Here is a 23,098-nt window from a genome sequence, read left to right on the forward strand (position 1 = left end):
TACAAGGAGCTCAGCATGTCTCATCCCTTTGCCACGCTCACCCCCGACCTGGTGCTGGATGCCGTGGAAAGCCTCGGCTACCTCAGCGACGCCCGCGTGCTGGCGCTCAACAGCTACGAGAACCGCGTCTACCAAGTCGGTATCGAGGACGAGACGCCGCTGATCGCCAAGTTCTACCGGCCTGCGCGTTGGAGCGACGCGGCGATCCGTGAGGAACACAGCTTCAGCGCCGAGCTGGCGGAGTGCGACGTGCCTGTCGTCGCACCCTTGGTGCGCGACGGCGAGACGCTGTTCGAGCACGCCGGCTTTCGCTTCGCCCTGTTCCCCCGCCGTGGCGGGCGGGCACCGGAGCCGGGCAATCTGGACCAGCTGTACCGCCTCGGCCAGTTGCTCGGACGCCTGCATGCAGTGGGCGCCAGCCGCCCGTTCGAGCACCGCGAAGCGCTGGCAGTGCCCAACTTCGGCCACGCATCACTGGCCACCCTGCTCGACGGCAACTTCATCCCGCGCAGCCTGTTGCCTGCCTATGAGTCGGTGGCACGTGACCTGCTCAAGCGCCTCGACGCGCTGTTCGCCAGCGTGCGCTATACGCCGATCCGCCTGCACGGCGACTGCCATCCCGGCAACCTGCTGCACCGCGACGACGCCTTCCATGTCGTCGATCTCGACGACTGCCGCATGGGCCCGGCGGTGCAGGATCTGTGGATGATGCTGGCCGGCGAGCGCCATGAACGGCTCAGCCAACTGGCCGAACTGGTCGACGGTTATCAGGAGTTCCACGACTTCGCCAGCCGCGAGCTGCCGCTGATCGAAGGCCTGCGCGCCCTGCGCCTGATGCACTACAGCGCCTGGCTGGCACGACGCTGGGACGACCCGGCCTTCCCCATGAGTTTCCCGTGGTTCGGCACCGAGCGCTATTGGGGCGAGCAGATCCTGATGCTGCGCGAGCAACTGGCGGCACTGGATGAAGAACCGCTGAAGCTGTTCTGAAAGCCTGCGCGCCAGATAACCAGTCGCAGGGCGTACCAGGGTACAGCCTGGCTTTGCGCCCGCACGAACATGGCTAGACGAGCACCTTGTGCGCACCAATGCAGCCCAGCAGTTCAGCTGGCGGCAGGCAATCGCTGACCAGGCAATCCACGCCCGACCAGGTTGTATATTGCCCCGGGAAGATCAGGCCGAACTTGGACTGATCGGCCACCACCATCACCCGCTGCGCACGCACGGCCATGGCGCTATAGACCGCGCTGCATTCCAGTAGCGCCTCGCTGGGCCCTTCGGCGCCTATGCCACTGGCGCCGAGCAGCGTCCAGTCGACATTGAAGCCGCGAATGAAATCCAGGCAGTGCGCGCCCACCATCGCGCCCTCGGTGGCGTTGTAGTCCCCAGGCAGAACGATGACCTTGATCGTCGGGTTGAGCGACAGCACGGTCGCCACGCCGAAGGAGTGCGTCAGCACGGTGATCTGCTTGAGCTCGGTGGCGATCCGCCGCGCCACATGCATGGTGGTCGCGCCTGAGCCGATGAACAGCGTTTTCGCCCCGCTCAACTCCGCCACCGCTCGCACCGCAATCTGCTCGCGTTCACGCACATGCAACAGGTGCCGCTCGCTGATCACAGGCTCCGACGGCGCCGCCTTGACCGCCCCGCCGTAGGTGCGATTGAGGTGGCCGGTGCGGGTCAGCTCGTCGAGATCGCGGCGAATGGTCTCCGCCGACACCTCGTGCAAGCGCGCCAGATCGGCAATCCGCAGGCTGGGACTGCTGGAGAGTTCAGCAAGGATCTTGGCGTGCCGGGCACGCTTGGCTTTGGACATGCAACCTCCCGATCATCTGCCAGCAACACTGGCGTGGCAGTTACAACAAAAAACTCTGAAAATTCGCCAAATACCCAGAAAGCCCACACACATATGTGGCATGAGAGGCATAAAAACTTAAAAAGGCATGGTTGTTGCACCGTAAAAATGTTGAGGCTTCAACATTAATAATCCCGAAAGGTGCCCGCCATGATATACGAGCCCGAGTTCATGATCCGCCTGCAGAGCACGCTACGCAGCGCATTACCTGCTTGGAACATGCCATCCGACGCTACCCTCACGCTTTTGTCGATCTCCGAGAACGCCACCTACCTGGTCGAGAACCCTGCCGACGGCGCACGCCTGGTTATGCGCATGCAACGCCCGGAGTACCACAGCGATGCGGAAATCGAGTCGGAACTGGCCTGGGTGGGTGCCCTGCGCAGCTCTGGCCTGGTGCACACCGCCGAGCCATTGCGCACCACAAGCGGGCAGTGGATCAACAAAGTGGTCGATGGCGACATCACCCATCGCATCACGGCTTTCAGTTTCGTCCAGGGTGCGGAACCTGCGCTCGATGAAGACCTGGCCGGCTGGTACCGGGTGCTCGGCGCCACCAATGCGCGCCTGCACCAGCACAGCCGTACCTGGCAGCAACCCGAGGGTTTCGCCCGCAAGCAGTGGAACTTCGACACCCTGATCGGCCCGACCCCGCACTGGGGCGATTGGCGACAGGCAGCGGGGCTGAGCAGCCAGGACATTGCCCTGCTGGAGACCGTCCAGTCTCAACTGCAGACGCTCTGTGCGGACTACGGCGATGATCCCTCACGCTATGGCCTGGTCCACTGCGACATGCGCCTGGCCAATCTGCTGGTCGATGGCGACAACCTCTACGTGGTCGACTTCGATGACTGCGGCTTCTCCTGGTACCTCTACGATTTCGCCGCCTGCATCAGCTTTCTCGAGCAGGACCCGCGCGTCCCGCAATTTCTCGAAGCCTGGCTCGAGGGCTATCGCAGTGTCAGCCCGCTGAGCGACGAGGAGACCGCGATGATCCCCAACTTCGTGATGATGCGCCGCATGCAGCTCACCGCCTGGATCGCCAGCCACGCCGAGACGCCCACCGCGCAAAGCATGGGCGAAGCCTATGTGCAGGGCACCGTCGCCATGGGCCGGGCCTTTCTCAATCGTTTTCAGGAGGCGGCCGCATGAGCGACACCAAGCAGATCCTGCAGCTCAACCGCTTCGATGCGAGCAGCAACGAACTGGATGAGCGCACCCGCGAAATGGTCCAGCGCCGCTTCACGTCGTTCGGCCAATCCTCGGTATTGTTCTACCAGCAGCCGCTGGAGATCCTCCGCGCCCAGGGCACATACATGTACGACCGCAATGGCCGCGCCTACCTGGACGTCTACAACAACGTGCCCTGTGTGGGTCACTGCCACCCGGCAGTGGTCGAAGCCATTGCCGAGCAAGCTGGCAAGCTGGCGACCAACAGCCGCTACCTCTATCAGAACCTCAATGACTATGCCGAAGCCCTGCTGGCCACCTACCCCTCGGCGCTGTCCAACCTGGTGCTGACCTGCACCGGCAGCGAAGCCAACGACATCGCCCTGCGCATCGCCGCCATGCATTCGGGCGGCACCGGCATCGTGGTGACGCAAGCGGCCTACCACGGCAACACCAGCGCCGTGATGGCGGTTTCACCGTCGTCGTACAAGAAAGGCACGCCGCTGCCGGCGCATGTACGCACCATCCGCGCGCCCAGCGCCTATGACCTGCCCGCAGGCAGCGACGTGGGCGCGGTGTTCGCCGCCGACCTGCAGGCCGCCATCGATGACCTGGCCGCCAACGGCATCCGCTTTGCCGCGGTACTGGTGGATACGGTGTTCTCCAGCGACGGGGTCTTCGCCGCACCCGCAGGCTTCCTCAAGCCGGCCCTGGAAGTGGCGCACAAGAATGGCGGGCTGTTTATCGCCGATGAAGTGCAACCCGGCTTCGGCCGCACCGGCCAGGGCCACTGGTGCTTCGGCCTGCATGGCATCGTCCCGGACGTGGTCACCATGGGCAAACCCATGGGCAATGGCTATCCCATGGCCGGGGTGGTCACGCGCCCGGAACTGCTGGATGGATTCGTCCGCGAAACCGGCTACTTCAATACCTTCGGTGCCAACCCGGTAGCGGCCGCAGCAGGACATGCCGTACTCAAGGTACTGGAACAGGAACAGCTCATCGCCAATGCCAACGCGGTGGGTGAATACCTGCGCAACGGCCTGCGCAAACTCGGGGATAACGATGCCCGGATCGGCGACGTGCGTGGCGCCGGCCTGTTCATTGGCGTGGAGCTCTCAGGGGCCGACAAGGCACCGGACGCCGCACTGGCGACCTGGATCATCAATGCCATGAAGGATGAAGGCATCCTGATCGGTGCGGCCGGCGCCTACGGCAATGTGCTGAAGATACGTCCGGCGCTGTGCTTCAACCAGGAAAATGCCGATCAACTGATCGGCACTCTGCAACGCCTGCTCCAGCGCATCTGATCCTGACAGGGCGGTTTATCCCGCCCTGCTTCCCGGCTGGCTCAGACCAGGGCCGCCGCCGACTCCGGCAATACCTGCCCACCATCGATGATCAGGCCCTGCCCCGTGATGAAGGACGCCTCCAGGCTGGCGAAGAACAACGCCGCGTTGGCGATATCGGCAACCTCCCCCAGCACACCGGTCGGAATCGATGCCGCCATCTGCGCCTGATACTCCGCGCCCATGCCATCCAGCCCTTCAGTCCTGATATTGCCGGGCATCACCGCATTGACCGTGATGCCATCGCGCGCCACCTCCAGCGCCGCCGTGCGCATGAACCCCAGCTGCGCGGCCTTGCTCGCCGCGTAGTGACTCCAGCCAGGAAAACCCGTGACCGGTCCGGTGATCGAACTGGTCAGCACGATCCGGCCAAACTGGCGCGCCTTCATGTAAGGCAGCACCACTTGGGTGCACAAAAAGGTCGAGCGGACATTGGTGGCCATGACCGAATCGAACTGTTCCACCGTCATGTCGGCCAACGCTACCGACGGAAAAATCCCCGCATTGGCCGCCAGAATATCGATCTGCCCATAACGCAGCATGGCCGCCTCGGCCATCGCCTGGCACGCCGCCTTGTCACTCACGTCGGCGGCAAAGCCGGTAGCCCCGGCGCCTATCCGGGCGGCCACGCGATCCGCATCCTCCTGCACCCGCGACACCACCAGCACCTGTATCCCTGCCGCCGCGAAACGCTGGGCGATACCCAGACCGATCCCGCGGGTAGCCCCTGTAACGATGGCAACTCGACCCTGTAGCGACTCAAACATTTTTACTGACTCCTGTGTTTTTGATGTTGTGAACACAGCAATTTTCAGACCAGCTCAAAATGTGCACGCTAATTGCTAAAGACCAATAAGACAGGGATTAAACAGGGAATACAGCTTTGTTTTGGTGCGACACAAGCTCGGCTTGCCACCACAAAATAATGTTGAACTCACCTCACATAACCCTGCAGCACCAGCCATCCAGTCATTCGCCGACACGGCAGGAGAAACGATGAAAAATGTATCCCGCAGGAACATGCTGAAAATCATGGGCGCCAGTGCCGGCGCCATCGCCGCCAGCTCCATGCTGGGTTCGATGCCCGCCTTTGCGGCCAGCCGGAGCAAGGAGCTGAATATCCTGTGCTGGGAGGGCTACAACTCCGCCGAGGTGCTGGACCCCTTCCGCGCACTGACCGGGGCGACGGTCAAAGCCGAAAGCCTGACCAACGACCCGACCATGATCAACCGCCTGCGCGGCGGCGAAACCAAGGTCTGGGACCTCATCAACGTCAACAATCCCTGGGCGCGCAAGATCATGGCACCCGCCGGGCTGATCAAGCCGCTGCCCCGCGCCGAGTTCGAACCCTACTTCGACGCCATGCTGCCGCAGTTCAAATCCCCCTATAAATGGGCACTGAGCCAGGACGGCAACGACCTGCTGGGCATGGCGCAGCGCTTCGGGCCGTTCAACTACGTAGTCAACACCAAGAAGATCAGCCGCGCCACCGCCGAAGACACCGGCTGGGACCTGTTCAACGACCCGGCCCTGGTCGGCAAGTACGGCATCCAGGAGTCGGACGACTGGAACGTCTTCGACATCTTCCTGATCGCCGGCATCAACCCCTTCGTGGTGCACACCGCCGAGGAAATGGCCACGTTCCAGCAAACCGCGATCAAGGTGTTCAAGGGCGCCAAGATGGTCAGCGACGTGGCCAGCCTGAACCAGGCGATGGTCGCCGGCGAAATCGACCTGTACCTCACCGGCGGTACCTACACCGCCTCGCCAGCGCGCGCCGACGGCTACAGCGAAATCCGCGGCATCACCCCGCTGCGCGGCCCGGTCAACGGCAAGGGTGGCGTGTCCTGGGTGGAGGTCACCTCGGTGGTCAACAACCCCAACATCTCGCCCCTGGCCTACGACTTCCTCAAATACGTGCAGGACCCGGAAGTCGCGCACCGCGTGGCCTTCGCCGAAGGCACCTTCAACCCGGTCAGTCAGATGGGCAACCCCGAGTGCTTCAAGCGCTTCAGCAAGGAAGAGCTGGACATCCTGCAGTGGGACAGCCTGGAGGACGAGATGTCGCGCTGCGTCGACTACGACATCGTTCCCGAATACGACCAAGCACTGGAAATCATCAGCACCGCCAAGCGCATGCGCTAAGTCAATCCGAATCGGTAGGGCACGACCATGAACACCGCAACTTCGAACACCTCGAGCAAAACCCGTCCTCCGGTGCTGCAATTGGTGGATGTACATCGCCAGTTTGGCGACTTCACCGCCGTCGCCGGCATCACCCTGGACATTCGTGAGGGGGAGTTCCTGACCATCGTCGGCCCTTCCGGCTCGGGCAAGACAACCATGCTGAAAATGCTGGCCGGCATGGATGCCCCCTCCAGCGGCAACATCACCCTGCGCGGCGAGCTGATCAACCACGTGCCGGCGCGCAAGCGGCCGACCGCACTGGTCTTCCAGTCACTGGCGCTGTTCCCGCACAAGAGCGTCGGCGAGAACATCGAATTTCCCCTGAAGGTCAAAGGCATGCCGGCCGAGGATCGCAAGGCGCGAGCTCTGGAACTGCTGCGCATGCTGCGCCTGCCCGAGCACTACTACAGCAAGAACGTCATGCAATGCTCTGGCGGCGAACGCCAGCGCGTGGCCCTGGCCCGCGCCTTTGCCTATGACCCGGACGTGCTGCTGTTCGACGAGCCACTGTCAGCGCTGGACTACAAGCTGAAAAAGGTGCTCGAGAAGGAACTCAAGGACCTGCACCGCAGCAGCGGCAAAACCTTTATCTACATCACCCACTCGCTCGAGGAAGCGATGGTGATGAGTGACCGCATCGCGGTGATGCGTGGCGGTCGCATCGTCCAGGTCGGCACCCCGGAAACCATCTACGCCACGCCGGCGGATGACTTCGTGGCCGAGTTCTTCGGCGAGGTGAACAAGTTCAAGGTCAGCTTCTCCCACGCCAGCGGCTGGCGCTGCGCCGAGACCGGCCAGCACCTGCATATCGACCTGCCCGAGCACCTGAGCGATGCCACCGAAGCCGTGGTGGTGGTCCGTCCCGAATACATGCAGTTCGTCGAACCCGGCCAGCGCTACGACAACGAATTGAGCGGCACCCTGTTCAATGAGTATTCGCTTGGCTCGCGCATCCAGTACCAGGTGCATTGCGGCAGCACCAGCGTGCTGGTGGAGGTGCCGCGTACCTGGGGCGGCAAGCTGCAGACGGGTGACAAGGTCAGCGTCGGTTTCAACCGGGCCGACGCACTGGTAGCAGGAGTCTGAGCATGTTCCATTCGCTGCTGAAATTACCCGCCGGCGTGCGCTGCGCCGGCCCGGTGATGCTGTTTCTGCTGGCGGGATTCGTCGCCCCCCTGGTCATGGTGGTCGGTTACGCCTTCGCCACGCCCAATAGCTTCGACGTGTTCAGCTCCTTCAGCCTGGCCAACTTCGCCACGGCACTGGACCCCTCCGGCACGGTATGGACCTCGTTCGTCTGGTCGATCGGCCTGGCACTGGCCTGCACCGTGTTGCTGGCACTGATCGCCTACCCGATCGCCTACGGGCTCAACCATGTCTTCGGCAAATGGTCGTCGGTGGTCAGCATCCTCTTCGTATTTCCGCTGTTCATCTCGGAGAACGTGCGGCTCTACGGCTGGGTGCAGTTCTTCATCAAGGGCGGCGTGGTCGACGGGCTGCTGAAAGCCCTGGGCATCGACTTCAACCCGAACCTGCTCTACACGCCGGAGATCACCCTGTTCGGCATGGTCTACGTGTACCTGCCGTTCATGTTGTTCCCCATGACCCTGGGCCTGTCGATGGTGCCGCGCGACCTGATCGACGCCGCTGCCGACCTCGGTGCCGGACGCCTGATGATCTGGCGCGAGGTCGAGCTGCCACTGGCCATGCCCGGCATCCTGATCGGCATGCTGCTGACCTTCGTGCTCTCGGTCGGCGCGGTGGCCGAAGCGAAGATCCTCGGTGGCCAGTCGGTGATCACCGTGGTGCATGACATCGAGATTGCCTTCACCTACGCCCAGAACTGGCCCATGGGCGCCGCACTGGCCCTGATTCTGGTGTTGATCATCGGCAGCCTGACCCTCTGGGCACTGTCGAAGATCGACCTCGACCGCATGCTGGGAGGCCGCTGAAATGCTCGATCAAGCCCAACGCCGCAATAACTTCTTCGTCCGCTGCTGGGTCGCCTTCGTGCTCCTCGCCATCTACCTGCCCATTGCCTGCAGCGCCCTGGCCAGCCTGTCGAAGAGCCGCTACTTCGTGTTCCCGGTCCGCACGTTCTCCACCGAGTGGTGGGAGAAAACCCTGGCCTCGGTGGAGGTGCACACCCTGGTCAGCAACTCGATCAACATCGCCCTGTTGGTGACGGTCATTTCGGTCACCCTGGCGTTCTTTGGTGCCCTGGCGTTTGCCCGCTTCGAATGGAAAGGTCGCAAGCTGTACCAGAAGCTGTTGCTACTGCCGATCTTTTTCCCGCAGGCGGTCCTCGGTCTGGCGCTCCTGCTGTGGATGAACACCCTGGGGCTGATGCCCAGCTGGAAGACCGCCGTGCTGGCTCACTTGGTGTGGATCGTGCCGGTGGTGACCCTGGTCATCGCGATCAAGGTCTACAGCTACGACGCCACCCTGGAAGATGCCGCCGCCGACCTGGGCGCCAGCCGCTGGCAGATCTTCCGCGAGATCACCCTGCCGCTGCTGTGGCCGGGCATCTGGTCGGGCGGCCTGTTCGCCTTCCTGTTGTCGTGGGGCAACTTCCCGCTGTCGCTGTATACCGCCGGTGCCGACTCCACGGTACCCAAGTGGCTGTACTCGAAAATGGTCGCCGGCTATACGCCGATGGTGCCGGCACTGGGCACCATGAGCACGCTGGGCGCGATTGCCATTCTGCTGCTGGTCGGCGCATTGGCGCTGACGCTGCGTCGTCTGCGCCAACCTCGCTGAGCCTCAGCTCTCAGGCTCGCACTGCAAAAGCGCTTGAGTGGCGCGTCGGTCTGTCACCCCGCGTGACAGACCGACGCGGAGTGCAACATCAGCCGTGCGCTGTAAAGAAAGCCTGACGGGAATCGCAGCGCAGCGCACACGGAAAAAGCTGTACGGCCAGACAAGTCCGTCGCGCCTCTCTAGAATCCACGGTTTAGTTAGCTGCCTAACCAAGGATTCGAAATGGCCACCGCCAACCCGCAACGCGGGTACCTGCTCGGCATCATCGCGTACGTCGTCTGGGGCCTGTTCCCCCTCTACTTCAAAGCCATGGCCGCCGTGCCATCGGTGGAGATCATCGTCCACCGCGTGCTCTGGTCCGCCCTGTTCGGCACCATCCTGCTGATGTTGTGGAAACACCCTGGCTGGTGGCGCGAGCTGCGCGACAACCCCAAGCGCCTGGCGATCCTCACCGTCAGCGGCCTGCTGATCGCCAGCAACTGGCTGGTCTATGTCTGGGCGGTAAACAGCGGGCGCATGCTCGAAGCCAGCCTGGGCTACTACATCAACCCGCTGATCAATGTGCTGCTCGGCATGCTCCTGCTGGGCGAGCGCCTGCGCCGCCTGCAATGGGTCGCGGTCGGGCTGGCGACAGTCGGTGTCCTGCAGCAGTTGTGGCAGGTCGGCAGCCTGCCCTGGGTCTCGCTGTTCCTGGCACTGACCTTCGGCTTCTATGGCCTGATCCGCAAGAAGGCGCCGGTAGCCGCCCTGCCCGGCCTGGTGATGGAAACCTGGTTGCTGCTGCCTGTGGCGCTGATCTGGCTGTTCCTGCATCCGGCAGCGGTGAGCAGCCAGGTAGCGTTCTGGGGCACCTCCGAAGCGCTGTGGCTGATCGCCGCCGGCCCGGTCACCCTGATTCCGCTGCTGTGCTTCAACGCCGCTGCACGTCACCTGCCCTACACCGCGCTGGGCTTCCTGCAGTACATCGCCCCGACCCTGGTGATGCTGCTGGCGGTCCTGGTGTATGGCGAAACCCTGGAGGCCAGCAAGCTGCTGGCGTTCGTGTTCATCTGGGCCGGCCTGGTGGTGTACAGCGTGGATATCTGGCTCAGCCTGCGTCGCCGGGGGCAGAGCAAGCTGACAGCAGCCGACTGAGCAAAAAACAACCAACGCCCTGCAAGCCCCACGGTGCGTGGGGCCAAGCCAGCCATCCCCGTGTTATCCACAGAAGCATCCCCGTGCTTTGTGCACAAGCCATTGAGCGTGCTCGTTTTTTAGCCAGACAACGAAGAACCGCGCACAACTAGGGGAAAACGCTTGCCTCCCCAGCTTATCCACAGCGCCATCCCCATCAATCGGGGATATTCCCGTTCTGCCATAGCTGCCTGCTCACAGCGTCGGTAAGCCCCGGAAAACTGGACAAAAAGCGAGCAATGGCGGGTATCCCGCGCAGTCCGTGGCTTGCGGCCAGGCATGCACGCCTTATCCACAGATGCATCCCCGCCAGCTGTACACAACTTACTGATTCTGCGTGTTTTTTAGCCAACCAATGAAAAGCCCCGGGGCACTAGCGCGTGCACCGGGGCTCCCCAGTTTATCCACAGCCCGCTCCACATTAATCGGGGATAGTTGGCGTGCCCGCTTGATGTTCCCCCACGGCGCCTGCGCCCCCTCTTAACAGGCCGTTGAAAAACGTAGACGAGGCCGGCAAGACAAGGCCGATGGCGGCCCCGAACAAACAAATGAGGAAGCGGATTGGACTCGCAGGCGAGTTTACGAGCTGTAAATGAGCATTCCGGGCCTGTTTTAAACGCAGTATTGCCAACGTAGGTAGTTTTTCACCGGCCTGCTAATCCTCGGGTCGCAGGTTCAGCTCCACCATCAGGTCATCGGCGAGGTCTTCGAGCTTGTCGCGCAGCAGGTCCAGCGACAGGGTCAGCGGCACCGCCAACAACGCCTCGGCATGGAACAGCGGTTCGCTGCTCATCGGAGCAGGCCGCACATCGGTATGCAGGCGCTCCAGGTTGATGCCGTGTTCGGAGAGCAAGCGCGTGATATCGCGCACGATCCCCGGACGGTCATTGCCGACCAGGTCGAGGTGAATCGGCTTCCAGGTGCAGGATGGCTCGATACCGCTTTCCGCCAACAACACCCGGATGCCCTGGCTGTTGAGCTCCTGCAGCCCCTCGACCAGCTCGTCGTAGCCTTCGGCCGGCACCGCGACCCGCAGGATGCCGGCGAACTGACCGGCCATTCGCGACATGCGGCTCTCCAGCCAGTTGCCGCCGTGGGCGGCGATGCATTGGGCGATACGTTCGACCAAGCCGGGTTGATCCGGGGCGATGACGGTGAGTACCAGATGATTCATGGATAACCCCTTGCTCTAATCGATGCGTGGTAATGGCTCAGTCGCAGGGTGCGCCTACGATATTTCACGCCCGACCGGGCAGGCCGAGCCAGTAGGTATAGAACACCTCATCGCGTACATACCCCAACTTTTCGTACAGCGCTTGCCCTGCCAGGTTGGTTTTCGCCGTTTCCAGCTGCAAGCCACAGGCACCTGCTTGCTCGGCGTGGGAACGGGCCGTATTCATCAGCGCCTCGGCGAGCCCCTGGCGCCGCGCCGTGGCGCTGACATACAGGTCACTGAGCAGCCAAGCCGGCGCCATCGCCAGCGAGGAAAAGAACGGATAGAGCTGCACGAAGCCCTGAGCATGGCCCTGCGTATCACGCGCGATGTAGATCACCGACTCGGCGCGCTGCAGACGCTCGGTGAGAAAAGAGGCAATTTCGTTGGCTGCCCGTGGCACCTCGTAGAAGGTCAGGTAACCGGCAAACAGCTCGACCAACTCGTCCAGATCACTTGTTTCGGCACGTGCTACACGCATGTCGCTCTCCCGCTGAGTGTGTGCCCAGTATAGTCATGCCGCAGGCCACGCCCGACGCGCGCTGACAGGCCGCCACTGATTTTTTCCGGCGACTCATGTAGTATCCGCCAGCTCCTACTACATGGCCGTCCGGCCTGGATTTAGAGCTGTCCTGGAATCAAGTGAGGCAAGCAATGACTGAGCGCGTTCAAGTCGGTGGCCTGCAGGTCGCCAAAGCCCTTTACGACTTCATCAACAACGAAGCCATCCCCGGTACCGGCCTCGCTGCCGAGAAGTTCTGGGTGGGTGCCGCCGCCGTGATCAACGAGCTGGCCCCGAAAAACAGCGCTCTGCTGGCCAAGCGCGACGACTTCCAGGCCAAGATCGACGCCTGGCACCAAGCTCGTGCCGGCCAGGCGCATGACGCCGTCGCCTACAAAGCCTTCCTCCAGGAAATCGGCTACCTGCTGCCGGAACCTGCCGACTTCCAGGCCACGACCCAGAACGTCGACGAAGAAATCGCCCGTCTGGCCGGTCCGCAGCTGGTCGTGCCGGTAATGAACGCCCGCTTCGCCCTGAACGCCTCCAACGCTCGCTGGGGGTCACTGTACGACGCCCTCTACGGCACCGACGCGATCAGCGAAGAAGGTGGCGCCGAGAAGGGCAAGGGCTACAACAAGGTCCGTGGCGACAAGGTCATCGCCTTCGCCCGCGCCTTCCTCGACGAAGCCGCGCCGCTGGCTGCCGGCTCCCACGTCGACTCCACCAGCTACACGATCGTCGACGGCAAGCTGGTCGTTGGCCTCAAGGGCGGCAGCAACACCGGCCTGCGTGACGATGCGCAACTGGTCGGCCTCCAGGGCGCTGCCGACGCGCCGATCGCCGTCCTGCTCAAGCACAACGGCCTGCACTTCGAAATCCAGATCGACGCCTCCAGCCCGATCGGCCAGACCGATGCCGCAGGCGTCAAAGACGTGCTGATGGAAGCGGCGCTGACCACCATCATGGACTGCGAAGACTCGGTCGCCGCCGTCGATGCCGACGACAAGGTCATCATCTACCGCAACTGGCTGGGCCTGATGAAGGGCGACCTCGCTGAAGAAGTCAGCAAGGGCGGCAGCACCTTCACCCGCACCATGAACCCGGACCGCGTCTACACCAAGACTGACGGCAGCGAACTGACCCTGCACGGCCGCAGCCTGCTATTCGTGCGTAACGTCGGCCACCTGATGACCAACCCGGCCATTCTCGACGCCCAGGGCAACGAGATCCCGGAAGGCATCCAGGACGCGCTGTTCACCAGCCTGATTGCCATCCACAACCTGAATGGCAACACCAGCCGCAAGAACACCCGTACCGGCTCGGTCTATATCGTCAAGCCGAAGATGCACGGCCCGGAAGAAGTCGCCTTCACCACCGAGCTGTTCGGTCGCGTCGAAGACATCCTCGGCCTGCCGCGCAACACCCTGAAAGTCGGCATCATGGACGAAGAGCGCCGCACCACCGTCAACCTCAAGGCGTGCATCAAGGCCGCCAGCGAGCGCGTGGTGTTCATCAACACCGGCTTCCTCGACCGTACCGGTGACGAAATCCACACCTCCATGGAAGCCGGCGCCGTCGTGCGCAAGGCCGCCATGAAGGCCGAGAAGTGGATCGCCGCCTACGAGAACTGGAACGTCGACATCGGCTTGGCCACTGGCCTGCAAGGCCGCGCGCAGATCGGTAAAGGCATGTGGGCCATGCCCGATCTGATGGCCGGCATGCTCGAGCAGAAGATCGCTCACCCGCTGGCCGGCGCCAACACCGCCTGGGTGCCGTCGCCGACCGCTGCCGCGCTGCACGCGCTGCACTACCACAAGGTCGACGTGTTCGCCCGTCAGGCCGAGCTGGCCAAGCGCGAGCGCGCCTCCATCGACGACATCCTGAGCATCCCGCTGGCGCCGAACACCAACTGGTCGGCCGAGGAAATCCAGAACGAACTGGACAACAACTCGCAGGGCATCCTCGGTTACGTGGTGCGCTGGATCGACCAGGGTGTTGGCTGCTCCAAAGTGCCGGACATCAACGACGTCGGCCTGATGGAAGACCGCGCGACCCTGCGCATCTCCAGCCAACTGCTGGCCAACTGGCTGCGCCACGGCATCGTCAGCGAAGAGCAGGTCCTGGCCAGCCTCAAGCGCATGGCACCGGTGGTTGACCGTCAGAACGCCAACGACCCGCTGTACCGTCCGCTGGCACCGAACTTCGACGACAACATCGCTTTCCAGGCGGCCGTCGAACTGGTGATCGAAGGCACCAAGCAGCCCAACGGTTACACCGAGCCGGTCCTGCACCGCCGCCGCCGCGAGTTCAAGGCCGCCAACGGTCTGTAATTCGCCGCTGCAATGAAGAAGCCGCCCTCCGGGGCGGCTTTTTTATGGCTGGCTGTCAGGCGTTGTTAAGGGGCAGCGTGGGCTGAAGCCCACCCTACAGCCGGTTACTCAGGCTTGGCGCTGGAACCGCTCACGGTACTGGCTGGGTGTCACGCCCAAGCGCGTCACGAACAACTGGCGCATGCGTCCGGCACTGCCAAACCCGCAGCGATAGGCCACCGCCTTGAGTGCCAGCTGGCTGCCTTCGAGCAGGTGCCGAGCCGCATCGATGCGTGCCCGTTGCACGAACTCCGCCGGGGTGATGCCCGCCTCGCGCACGAAGACCCGGGCAAAATTACGCGGGCTCATCGCCACCACATCAGCCAGGCGTTCCACCGAGAGCGGCTCGGCGATGTGCGTCATCACATGCGCCTGCACCCGCGCGACCGGTGATTGCGGATCGGCCAGCGCCTGCAGATACGGGCTGAACTGCGACTGCCCGCCCTGCCGTTGCGCCACCACCAGCAGGCGCTTGGCCACCGCCAGTGCAACCGCCGGCCCGTGGTCTTCGGCGACCAGTGACAACGCCAGATCGATACCGGCCGTCACCCCGGCCGAGGTCACCAACGCCCCATCACGTACATGGATACGGTCGTGCTCGACCTGAGCCTGGGGAAACTGCATCGCCAGTTGTGCCGCATCCCCCCAATGAGTAGTGACCTGCTTGCCATCGAGCAAGCCGGCACGTCCCAGCAGGAAGGCGCCGGTGCAGATCGAGCCGAAGCGGGGCAGCTTCGGGCACACGCTACGCAGCCAGGCGCACAGGCGCTCATCCACCGCTGCCGCCGCCAATTGCGGACCGCCGGGCACCAGCAGCACATCGAAATCACAGGGCGCCGTGGCCAGCTCATGGTCCGCCCCCAGCCACTGGCCGTTGGAAGCCCTCAAGGGCATGGCATCCACGCCGATGGTGACGATGCGATAGCCCGTGCCGGGTGCCAGGAAACCGTTGGCCTCGGCGAACACATCCAGCGGGCCGGCAACATCCAGGGATTGCACACCGGCAAACAGCAGCAGGCCAACGGTCTTCATGAGGAAAATCTTCCAGGGCGCAGACAATGTCTATGCCGCGGACATGGCCCTCTCCCACAAGAGGAAAACGCCTCCGCACGCCAACATGCAGAGGCGAAGCGCAGGGCAGGCAATTGGTTCGGCGGCATGATGACGACCGGCAGGGAGGTTGGCCGATTGTCTACCCGCCGGCGCTTGTCCTCAATCGGCAGCAGCGTGCGAATCCTGCCAAACAGGTGCAGCGCAACGGCCAGCCGTGCGACCTAGGTCCTATTGGCAGCGCGGGACGAATGCGCCCACCATGCAAGCACCTCCCCGCCAGCAGGGACTGCCCGCATGCACTCCAAGGAAAGCAACGCCGCCAGCAAAACTGCCGTGATGCAGAACATCCACGGCACCATGGAGTTCCTGCGCAAGCACCCGCCGTTCAACCAGATGGAAAACGCCCACCTGGCCTATCTGGTGGAGCACTGCCAACTGCGTTTCTATGCCACCGGCGAGAGCATCATCAAACCGGCCGATGGCGCGGTGCAGCACTTCTATATCGTCAAGCAGGGCCAGGTGGTCGGCGAGCGCCCGCATTCGGCCAAGCGGGGCACCGAGACCACCTTCGAGATCACCACGGGCGAATGCTTCCCGCTGGCCGCCCTGCTCGGTGAACGGGCCACGCGCACCGAGCACTTGGCCGCCGAGGACACCTTCTGCCTGCTGCTGGCCAAGGACGCCTTCGTCCGCCTGTTCGCCCAGTCCGCGGTATTTCGCGACTTCGCCCTGCGCGGGGTGAGCAGCCTGCTCGACCAGGTCAACCAGCAGGTCCAGCTGCGCGCGGCGGAAAGCCTGGGCGCGCAGTATTCGCTGGATACCTCGCTGCGCGAACTGGCCATGCAGCAGCCGGTCGGCTGCAGCGCCGAAACACCACTGCGCGAAGCGGTCAAGCGTATGCACGAGCAGCACGTCGGCAGCATCGTCATCGTCGATGACCAGCAACGCCCGCTGGGCATCTTCACCCTGCGCGACCTGCGCCGTGTGGTCGCCGACGGGGGCGAGCTGGACCAGCCGATCAGCGCACTGATGACCCAGACGCCCTTCCACCTGCCGCCCGGCGCCAGCGCCTTCGATGCCGCCCTGGCGATGACCGAGCGGCATATCGCCCACGTCTGCCTGGTCGAGCATGGCCGTCTGGTCGGTGTGGTCTCCGAGCGCGATCTGTTTTCCCTGCAGCGGGTCGATCTGGTGCACCTGGCGCGTACCATTCGCCATGCGGCCCGGGTCGACAGCCTGACGGCGCTGCGCAGCGACATCAGCCTGCTGGTCGAACGCATGCTCGCCCATGGCGCCAGCTCGACGCAGATCACCCAGTTGATCACCCTGCTCAACGACCACACCGTATGCCGGGTGATCGAATTGACCCTGGAGGAAATGGGCGATCCTGGCGTGCCATTCAGTTGGCTGTGCTTCGGCAGCGAAGGGCGGCGCGAACAGACCCTGCACACCGACCAGGACAACGGCATCCTGTTCGAGGCCCGCGACGCCAGCGAGGCCGAGGCGATCCGCCTGCGCCTGCTACCGCTGGCCCGGCGCATCAACCAGCACCTGGCCGCCTGCGGCTTCACCCTGTGCCCCGGCAACATCATGGCCGGCAACCCGCAGCTGTGCCTGTCGCGCCAGGAATGGGCGCGGCGTTTCAGCACCTTCGTGCGCGAGGCGACGCCAGAGAATTTGCTGGGTTCGAGCATCTACTTCGATCTGCGCGTGGTCTGGGGCGCGGAACAGGGCTGCGAGCAGGTGCGCCAGCAACTGTTCGCCGATGTCGCCGGCAACAGCCTGTTCCAGCGCATGCTGGCGGCCAATGCCCTGCAGCACCGGCCACCGGTCGGGCGCTTTCGCGATTTCGTGGTGGCGCGCAAGGGCGTGGAGAAGGACACCCTCGACCTCAAGACCGAAGGCCTCACCCCTTTCGTCGACGGTGCCCGCCTGCTGGCCCTGGCCCATGGCGTACGCCCCTGCAACACCTTGCAGCGCTTCGCCGAACTGGTCGCCCGCGGAGTCATCGAACCCTTGGACGGCGCCGCCTACGAGGAGGCTTACCACTTCATCCAGCAGACCCGCCTGCAACTGCACCAGCAACAGGCCCTGCAAGGCCAGCCGTTCTCCAACCGCCTCGACCCGGACAGCCTCAACCACCTGGACCGGCGCATCCTGCGCGAATCCTTCCGTCAGGCCCAACGCCTGCAAGCCAGCCTGACACTACGCTATCAACTTTGACGTTACCGACAGACTATGAACCTGTTCCACTGGCTTCGCCGCGACCTCCCCGAACTGACGCCCTTGCAGCAGCAGCGTCGTGCCCGCCTGGCCGCCCCGGCCGTGCTCGACGAAACGCCACTGCAGCGCCAGCGCCTCGTCGTGCTCGACCTGGAAACCAGCGGCCTCAACCTGCAACGCGACCAGTTGCTGGCCATCGGCGCGGTGGTGATCGAAGACGGCGCCATTGATTTCAGCCAACAGTTCGAATGCACCCTGCTGCGTGAAAACCACAAGGCCAGCGCCAGCACTCTGATCCACGGCATCGCCCCCAGTGCCATTGCTGCCGGTACCGAGCCGATAGAAGCACTGCTGGCCTTCATGGAGTTTCTCGACGACAGCCCGCTACTGGCCTTCCACGCCGCCTTCGACCAGCACATGCTGGCGCGCGCGCTCAAGGAAAGTCTGGGCTACCGCCTGCGCCACCCTTTTCTCGACGTCGCCGAACTGGCCCCCCTGCTCTGCCCCGACGCGCAACCACGGCACAACGGCCTGGACGACTGGCTGGAGCACTTCCACCTGCAAGCCAGCGAGCGCCACAACGCCAGCGCCGATGCCCTGGCCACGGCAGAACTGGCGCTGATCCTGTTCAGCAAGGCGCGCCAGCAACAACTGGTCAGCCTGGGCATGCTCGAACAACGTCTGCACGGCTGGCGCCGGCGCAAGCTGGTGCCGTCCATCTAGGACCTGACGACCGTTGCGACATGGATGGCCTGATTGAGGCAATTGCGGACACCGCAGCTGGTGGGCTGAAGCCCACCCTACAGAGCCTAAACCCTACGTAGGGTGGGCTTTAGCCCACCAACCGGCGCGTCATGAAACGCAAAGCTCGAACGTCCGCAACTGCCTCAAAGACGCCCGTTCGAGGTGGAAATGCATTCCCATCCGAGCCAATGAGTTAAAGCGGAACCTCAACAGCCCCTAGCGTCACCCCCCGTAGCCTCCCTGGCAAACCACCTTTTATCCCCCGCTGCGTGGGGTGGATTGCAGTCGACCTGCACTATTTGCAATCATATGCGAATAATTCTCGATTTCTTTCATGCCTTTTCTGCTGTCAGGCGGAGGTTGTTGTGTCGGCTGGGGACTCCACGAACCATGCACTGGTGGGCCTGCTCTATCGCGATCACCGCGATTGGCTGCTCGGCTGGCTGCGCAAAAGCCTGCAGTGCCCGCACCGTGCCGAAGACCTCAGCCAGGACACCTTCGTCCGTCTGCTCGGGCGCCCAGACCTGCAGCAACCTCGTGAACCCCGCGCCCTGCTCACCACCATCGCCAAGGGCCTGCTGATCGATCACTTCCGCCGCAGCGCCCTGGAGCGCAGCTACCTCGACGAACTGGCCCTGCTGCCCGAAAGCGCCCAGCCAAGCCCCGAAGAGCAGGCGCTAATCCTCGAATCCCTGCGCGAAATCGACCGTCTGCTCGGCCAGCTGTCCAGCAAGGCACGCGCCGCCTTCCTGCATAACCGCCTGGATGGCATGGGCCATGCCGAAATCGCCGAGCGCCTCGGCGTGTCGGTTTCTCGCGTGCGCCAGTACCTGGCCCAGGGCATGCGCCAGTGCTACATCGCCCTGTACGGAGAGCCGACATGAGCGCCGTATCGGCTCGCGTGCTGGATGAAGCCATCGCCTGGCAACTGTGCCTCGGCTCCGGTGAAGCCAGGCCCCAGGACCACCTGGCCTTCGCTGCCTGGTTGGCGGCCCAACCGGAGCATGCATTGGTCTGGCAACAGCTCAACGGCCTCGACCAGCGCCTCAGTGAAGTTAATGCCGCCCCGGCACGGCGCGCCCTGCTACGCAGCGACCACGCCCTCAAACGGCGTATTCGCCGGCTCGGCACCGGGCTATTCAGCATCCTGTTGCTGGCCGGCCTGAGCCTGGGCCTGCTCGGCACCCAGCGGCCACTGGGCGACTACCTGGCCGACCAGATGACCCGAGCTGGCGAACAACGCCACCTGACCCTGCCGGACCACAGCCAGGTGCAACTCAACAGCCGCAGCGCCCTGGATATCGACTTCTCCGGCAGCGAACGCCGGCTGTTCCTGCGCAGCGGTGAAATCCTCGTGGAAACCGCCCATGGCAGCGACACGCGCCCCTTCGTGGTGGACACCGCGCAAGGTCGCCTGCGTGCACTCGGCACGCGCTTCCTGGTTCGCCGCGAAGGCGAGCGCACGCGCCTGATCGTCCTGCAGTCGGCCGTGGCCGCGCGGCCGCTCGATGTCGCCCAGGAACGCATCATCGAAGCCGGCCAGCAAACGCTGATGGGCACCAGCAGCCTGAGCGACACCCAACCCGCCCCAGCCTCGGCCGACGCTTGGAGCCGCGGCATGCTGGTGGTGGAAAACCAGCGCCTGGCAGACCTGCTGGCCAGCATCGGCGAATACCGCCTCGGGCATATCAGCGTCGACCCGCGTATCGCCGACCTGCGCATCAGTGGCAGCTTCCCACTGCGTGACAGCGACCTGGCCCTGGCCGCGCTGCCACCCAGCCTGCCAGTGCGCATCGAGCGCTACACCGACTGGTGGGTGCGCGTGCTGCCCGCTGACTCGCCACGCTGACGCCCTCGGCTGCACAGGATTGTGTAGCCGCTAGCCATGCGCACAGAGAACGTGCGCCCATCCTGGGCGCCTCTGTTAGCTCTGCATAAACCGTCCGGTTCGCGGGCCTCAGACCGTCGCTGAAAATATTTTCGCGCGGCCCTGTCACTTTTCATTTTTGCTTCGGCAACAGGTCATTGAGATACATTTTCGCTTAGGAGATAGTCGCAATGCCTCGTTGCCTGCCCCGGTTCCGCCCCAGCCTGCTGGCTGCCGCCATCGTCCTCTCCAGCCTGGCGACTCACGCCAATGCCCAGGGCTACCAACTGCCCGCCGCACCGCTGGCCAGCACCCTAAACCGCATTGCCAGCGATGCCGGCATCGTGCTGAGCATCGACCCGGCACTGACTGCCGGCAAGACTGCGCAACCGGTCAGCGGCGACTTCGACGCCCTCACTGCCCTCGGCAAGGCCCTGCAAGGCAGCGGCCTGCAACTGGTGCAGAGCAGCGCCGGCACCTACAGCCTGGCACCGCTGGCACAGGACGCCGTGAACCTGCCCAGTACCAGCATCAATGCCCGCGGCCAGGCCGACGGCAGCGCAGAAGCCGGCTATCGCAGCGAAGCCGTGAGGAACGTCGGCGCCCTGGGCGGCATGAGCCTGCAGGACACGCCCTACTCGATCAGTGTGGTGTCCAAGGATTTGCTGAAGAACACCCAGTCCACCTCCCTCGACGACGTGTTCAAGCGCAATCCGTTCACCCAGATCTATTCGCCGAAAAACGCCGGCTATGCCTCCGCCGTGTCCATCCGCGGCTATAGCGGTGCCGGCAACCTGAGCATCGCCAACGACGGCCTGCGCTACTCGACGGGTTATGACGCGGGCAACTTCATCGAGGAAATGGAGCAGATCGAAATCCTCACCGGCCTGTCCGGCTTCCTCTACGGCCCGGCCAGCCCCGGCGGCCTGGTCAACTACGTGATCAAACGCCCCACCTACGAGCGCTACAACAGTGTGACCCTGGGCAACGCCGGCGGTGAGAACTACTACCTGCACGGTGACTTCGGCGGTCCGATCGACAGCGAAGGCACGCTCGCCTACCGCGTCAACCTGCTGACCCAGGACGGCGAGACCGCCATCGACCTGCAGAAGCGCCGCCGCCAGATGGTCAGCCTGGCGCTGGACTGGAACGTCAGCGACGACCTGCTGATCCAGTTCGATGCCTCACACAAGAAGAGCGAGACCCGTGGCCTGACCAGCTACTGGTACTTCGGCAACCAGTCCTTCCGCCCGGACGCCAATGACCTCGACAATGACAAACTGTACAGCCAGAAGTGGGCCTTCTCCGACAGCGAACACGACCGCGTCGGCAGCCGCTTCAACTGGAAACTGGACGATGTTTTCAGCCTGCGTGGCGCCCTTGGCTACAGCCAGTACACCCAGGAATACACCTATACCGGCCCGACTGTGTACAGCGCCGGCAGCTACACCCAGCCGCTGTACGCCTTCGCCCCGGTCGAGACCGAAGAAACCTCGGGCAACCTGTTCCTCGACGCGACCTTTGCCACCGGCGGTATCCGCCACAAGGCCACCGTCGGCTACCAGGGTAACGTCGCGCGCAGCCGTGACTACACCGACTACATCCCCTACACCCCCGGCACATACTGCGGCGTGGCAGGCTCCGGCCCTCAGTATCAGGACGTGGTTTGCGGCGCAACACCGTTTAGCCGTACCCCGCAGGTGGACAAGCCCGCCTACTCCATCGGCCATGGCGACCAGCGCCTGTCGTCACGCACCCAATCGGACAACGTTCTGATCGGTGACGTGATCACCTTCAATGAACAGTGGTCATCAATCCTCGGCCTGACTCACACCCGCATCAAGACTTACAGCAGCAACTTCGTCTGGAACGAGGCCTTCGGCACACCGTTGGCGGAGACCACCTACAACGAGAGCGAAACCTCACCGAATATCTCGCTGATCTACAAACCGCAACCCTGGCTGACCACTTATGTCACCTACATCGAGGGTCTGCAGGCGGGGGGTATTGCGCCGAACACGGCGCTTAACGCCGGAGCGGCAATGTCCCCGGAAGTCAGCAAACAGTACGAAATCGGCGTCAAGGCCAGCATCGGCGAAACGCTGCTGACTCTGGCGCTGTTCAATATCGACAAGCCCAATGCCTACACCAACAGCGCCAACATTTATGTGCAGGACGGCCGCCAAGAAAACAACGGCCTGGAATTCGGCATCACCGGCAAGGTGCTGCCGGAGCTGACCATCGTAGGTGGCTTCACCCTGCTCGACCCTGAAATCAAGAAGAGCAGCATCGCCGCCAACGAAGGCAACAAGCCAACCAACGTCGCCTCCCAGTTGGCCAAGGTGTACGCCGAGTACGACATCAATGCCGTGCCTGGGCTTGCCCTGACCGGTGGCGCCTACTACACCGGCAAGCAGTACAGCGACGAGGCCAACGCGCACAGCCTGCCCTCGTTCACCACCTTCGACGCCGGCGCGCGCTATCGCCTGCCGGTTGCCGACAACACCGTCACCCTGCGTGCCAATGTCAGCAACCTGGCCGACAAGTCCTACTGGCTGAACAGCTCCTACCTGGGCGACCCGCGCACCCTGACGTTCTCGGCCCAGCTGGAGTTCTGAGCCCTCGCCACTGCC

Annotated in this window: 19 protein-coding genes; 14 read left to right on the forward strand and 5 right to left on the reverse strand. The window is 63.7% G+C overall.

Going from position 1 to position 23,098, the window contains the following annotated elements; genetic code table 11:
* Window positions 1–15 precede the first annotated feature (15 nt).
* Window positions 16–990 (forward strand): serine/threonine protein kinase, encoded by a 975-nt coding sequence (locus tag ACWPW0_RS20735; protein WP_454256407.1) that lies wholly within the window; start codon window positions 16–18, stop codon window positions 988–990.
* 73 nt (window positions 991–1,063) lie between these two features.
* Here ACWPW0_RS20735 and ACWPW0_RS20740 read toward each other — a convergent pair whose 3' ends face one another.
* Entirely contained in the window at window positions 1,064–1,816 is a 753-nt protein-coding gene (locus ACWPW0_RS20740) for a DeoR/GlpR family DNA-binding transcription regulator (protein ID WP_279533892.1), read from the reverse strand.
* 189 nt (window positions 1,817–2,005) lie between these two features.
* Here ACWPW0_RS20740 and ACWPW0_RS20745 point away from each other — a divergent pair, with 189 nt between their 5' ends.
* Window positions 2,006–3,007 (forward strand): phosphotransferase enzyme family protein, encoded by a 1,002-nt coding sequence (locus ACWPW0_RS20745; RefSeq protein ID WP_454256408.1) that lies wholly within the window; start codon window positions 2,006–2,008, stop codon window positions 3,005–3,007.
* A complete protein-coding gene (locus ACWPW0_RS20750; protein WP_454256409.1) occupies window positions 3,004–4,335 on the forward strand; it encodes an aspartate aminotransferase family protein in 1,332 nt (443 codons plus the stop codon). Before ACWPW0_RS20745 ends, ACWPW0_RS20750 begins: the two co-directional genes overlap by 4 nt.
* Window positions 4,336–4,376: 41 nt before the next feature.
* Here ACWPW0_RS20750 and fabG read toward each other — a convergent pair whose 3' ends face one another.
* Window positions 4,377–5,141, reverse strand: a complete 765-nt coding sequence (gene fabG, locus ACWPW0_RS20755; RefSeq protein ID WP_454256410.1) for a 3-oxoacyl-ACP reductase FabG — start codon at window positions 5,139–5,141, stop codon at window positions 4,377–4,379.
* 229 nt (window positions 5,142–5,370) lie between these two features.
* Between fabG and ACWPW0_RS20760 the strand changes: the two genes are divergently transcribed.
* The 5 genes from ACWPW0_RS20760 to rarD all read left to right on the forward strand — a co-directional run bounded on the left by ACWPW0_RS20760 (window position 5,371) and on the right by rarD (window position 10,455).
* The gene (locus ACWPW0_RS20760) at window positions 5,371–6,519 is read left to right on the forward strand and encodes an ABC transporter substrate-binding protein (protein WP_279533896.1); all 1,149 of its coding nucleotides are present in this window, start codon (window positions 5,371–5,373) and stop codon (window positions 6,517–6,519) included.
* 27 nt (window positions 6,520–6,546) lie between these two features.
* Window positions 6,547–7,647, forward strand: a complete 1,101-nt coding sequence (locus ACWPW0_RS20765; RefSeq protein ID WP_454256411.1) for an ABC transporter ATP-binding protein — start codon at window positions 6,547–6,549, stop codon at window positions 7,645–7,647.
* 2 nt (window positions 7,648–7,649) lie between these two features.
* Window positions 7,650–8,513 (forward strand): ABC transporter permease, encoded by an 864-nt coding sequence (locus ACWPW0_RS20770; RefSeq protein ID WP_279533898.1) that lies wholly within the window; start codon window positions 7,650–7,652, stop codon window positions 8,511–8,513.
* Window position 8,514: 1 nt separating this feature from the next.
* A complete protein-coding gene (locus ACWPW0_RS20775; protein ID WP_454256412.1) occupies window positions 8,515–9,321 on the forward strand; it encodes an ABC transporter permease in 807 nt (268 codons plus the stop codon).
* A 222-nt stretch (window positions 9,322–9,543) separates the two neighbouring features.
* Complete coding sequence (gene rarD / locus ACWPW0_RS20780; RefSeq protein ID WP_454256413.1) at window positions 9,544–10,455, forward strand: EamA family transporter RarD; 912 nt, start codon at window positions 9,544–9,546, stop codon at window positions 10,453–10,455.
* Window positions 10,456–11,149: 694 nt separating this feature from the next.
* Here the strand turns inward: rarD and ACWPW0_RS20785 are convergent.
* Both ACWPW0_RS20785 and ACWPW0_RS20790 read right to left on the reverse strand, forming a co-directional pair.
* Window positions 11,150–11,668, reverse strand: coding sequence for a glycine cleavage system protein R (locus ACWPW0_RS20785; protein ID WP_279533901.1), 519 nt, complete (start codon window positions 11,666–11,668; stop codon window positions 11,150–11,152).
* Window positions 11,669–11,732: 64 nt separating this feature from the next.
* On the reverse strand, window positions 11,733–12,188 hold the full coding sequence (locus ACWPW0_RS20790) for an N-acetyltransferase family protein (protein WP_454256414.1): 456 nt from the start codon (window positions 12,186–12,188) through the stop codon (window positions 11,733–11,735).
* Between the two features lie 173 nt (window positions 12,189–12,361).
* Here ACWPW0_RS20790 and ACWPW0_RS20795 point away from each other — a divergent pair, with 173 nt between their 5' ends.
* Window positions 12,362–14,539 carry a malate synthase G gene (locus ACWPW0_RS20795; protein WP_454256415.1) on the forward strand — a complete coding sequence of 726 codons (2,178 nt, stop codon included), beginning with the start codon at window positions 12,362–12,364 and terminating at the stop codon, window positions 14,537–14,539.
* Between the two features lie 108 nt (window positions 14,540–14,647).
* Here the strand turns inward: ACWPW0_RS20795 and ACWPW0_RS20800 are convergent, their stop codons facing one another.
* Window positions 14,648–15,610, reverse strand: a complete 963-nt coding sequence (locus ACWPW0_RS20800; RefSeq protein ID WP_454256416.1) for a GlxA family transcriptional regulator — start codon at window positions 15,608–15,610, stop codon at window positions 14,648–14,650.
* Window positions 15,611–15,925: 315 nt separating this feature from the next.
* Here ACWPW0_RS20800 and ACWPW0_RS20805 point away from each other — a divergent pair, with 315 nt between their 5' ends.
* From ACWPW0_RS20805 to ACWPW0_RS20825, 5 genes are all read left to right on the forward strand, one after another.
* Window positions 15,926–17,854 carry a DUF294 nucleotidyltransferase-like domain-containing protein gene (locus ACWPW0_RS20805; RefSeq protein ID WP_454256417.1) on the forward strand — a complete coding sequence of 643 codons (1,929 nt, stop codon included), beginning with the start codon at window positions 15,926–15,928 and terminating at the stop codon, window positions 17,852–17,854.
* A 15-nt stretch (window positions 17,855–17,869) separates the two neighbouring features.
* Window positions 17,870–18,577 (forward strand): 3'-5' exonuclease, encoded by a 708-nt coding sequence (locus ACWPW0_RS20810; protein ID WP_454256418.1) that lies wholly within the window; start codon window positions 17,870–17,872, stop codon window positions 18,575–18,577.
* 386 nt (window positions 18,578–18,963) lie between these two features.
* Window positions 18,964–19,482 (forward strand): RNA polymerase sigma factor, encoded by a 519-nt coding sequence (locus tag ACWPW0_RS20815; protein ID WP_447594685.1) that lies wholly within the window; start codon window positions 18,964–18,966, stop codon window positions 19,480–19,482.
* A complete protein-coding gene (locus ACWPW0_RS20820) occupies window positions 19,479–20,447 on the forward strand; it encodes a FecR domain-containing protein (RefSeq protein WP_447594687.1) in 969 nt (322 codons plus the stop codon). Before ACWPW0_RS20815 ends, ACWPW0_RS20820 begins: the two co-directional genes overlap by 4 nt.
* Before the next feature lie 209 nt (window positions 20,448–20,656).
* A complete protein-coding gene (locus ACWPW0_RS20825; RefSeq protein WP_454256419.1) occupies window positions 20,657–23,083 on the forward strand; it encodes a TonB-dependent siderophore receptor in 2,427 nt (808 codons plus the stop codon).
* The last annotated feature ends 15 nt before the right edge of the window (window positions 23,084–23,098 follow it).

The sequence above is a fragment of the Pseudomonas sp. Marseille-Q8238 genome (assembly GCF_965111915.1).

What these genes read in the sequence shown, in the direction of transcription:
- ACWPW0_RS20735 (WP_454256407.1), top strand. Translation starts at nt 16, where the DNA reads ATGTCTCATCCCTTTGCCACGCTCACCCCCGACCTGGTGCTGGATGCC.
- ACWPW0_RS20740 (WP_279533892.1), bottom strand. Translation starts at nt 1,816, where the DNA reads ATGTCCAAAGCCAAGCGTGCCCGGCACGCCAAGATCCTTGCTGAACTC.
- ACWPW0_RS20745 (WP_454256408.1), top strand. Translation starts at nt 2,006, where the DNA reads ATGATATACGAGCCCGAGTTCATGATCCGCCTGCAGAGCACGCTACGC.
- ACWPW0_RS20750 (WP_454256409.1), top strand. Translation starts at nt 3,004, where the DNA reads ATGAGCGACACCAAGCAGATCCTGCAGCTCAACCGCTTCGATGCGAGC.
- fabG (WP_454256410.1), bottom strand. Translation starts at nt 5,141, where the DNA reads ATGTTTGAGTCGCTACAGGGTCGAGTTGCCATCGTTACAGGGGCTACC.
- ACWPW0_RS20760 (WP_279533896.1), top strand. Translation starts at nt 5,371, where the DNA reads ATGAAAAATGTATCCCGCAGGAACATGCTGAAAATCATGGGCGCCAGT.
- ACWPW0_RS20765 (WP_454256411.1), top strand. Translation starts at nt 6,547, where the DNA reads ATGAACACCGCAACTTCGAACACCTCGAGCAAAACCCGTCCTCCGGTG.
- ACWPW0_RS20770 (WP_279533898.1), top strand. Translation starts at nt 7,650, where the DNA reads ATGTTCCATTCGCTGCTGAAATTACCCGCCGGCGTGCGCTGCGCCGGC.
- ACWPW0_RS20775 (WP_454256412.1), top strand. Translation starts at nt 8,515, where the DNA reads ATGCTCGATCAAGCCCAACGCCGCAATAACTTCTTCGTCCGCTGCTGG.
- rarD (WP_454256413.1), top strand. Translation starts at nt 9,544, where the DNA reads ATGGCCACCGCCAACCCGCAACGCGGGTACCTGCTCGGCATCATCGCG.
- ACWPW0_RS20785 (WP_279533901.1), bottom strand. Translation starts at nt 11,668, where the DNA reads ATGAATCATCTGGTACTCACCGTCATCGCCCCGGATCAACCCGGCTTG.
- ACWPW0_RS20790 (WP_454256414.1), bottom strand. Translation starts at nt 12,188, where the DNA reads ATGCGTGTAGCACGTGCCGAAACAAGTGATCTGGACGAGTTGGTCGAG.
- ACWPW0_RS20795 (WP_454256415.1), top strand. Translation starts at nt 12,362, where the DNA reads ATGACTGAGCGCGTTCAAGTCGGTGGCCTGCAGGTCGCCAAAGCCCTT.
- ACWPW0_RS20800 (WP_454256416.1), bottom strand. Translation starts at nt 15,610, where the DNA reads ATGAAGACCGTTGGCCTGCTGCTGTTTGCCGGTGTGCAATCCCTGGAT.
- ACWPW0_RS20805 (WP_454256417.1), top strand. Translation starts at nt 15,926, where the DNA reads ATGCACTCCAAGGAAAGCAACGCCGCCAGCAAAACTGCCGTGATGCAG.
- ACWPW0_RS20810 (WP_454256418.1), top strand. Translation starts at nt 17,870, where the DNA reads ATGAACCTGTTCCACTGGCTTCGCCGCGACCTCCCCGAACTGACGCCC.
- ACWPW0_RS20820 (WP_447594687.1), top strand. Translation starts at nt 19,479, where the DNA reads ATGAGCGCCGTATCGGCTCGCGTGCTGGATGAAGCCATCGCCTGGCAA.
- ACWPW0_RS20825 (WP_454256419.1), top strand. Translation starts at nt 20,657, where the DNA reads ATGCCTCGTTGCCTGCCCCGGTTCCGCCCCAGCCTGCTGGCTGCCGCC.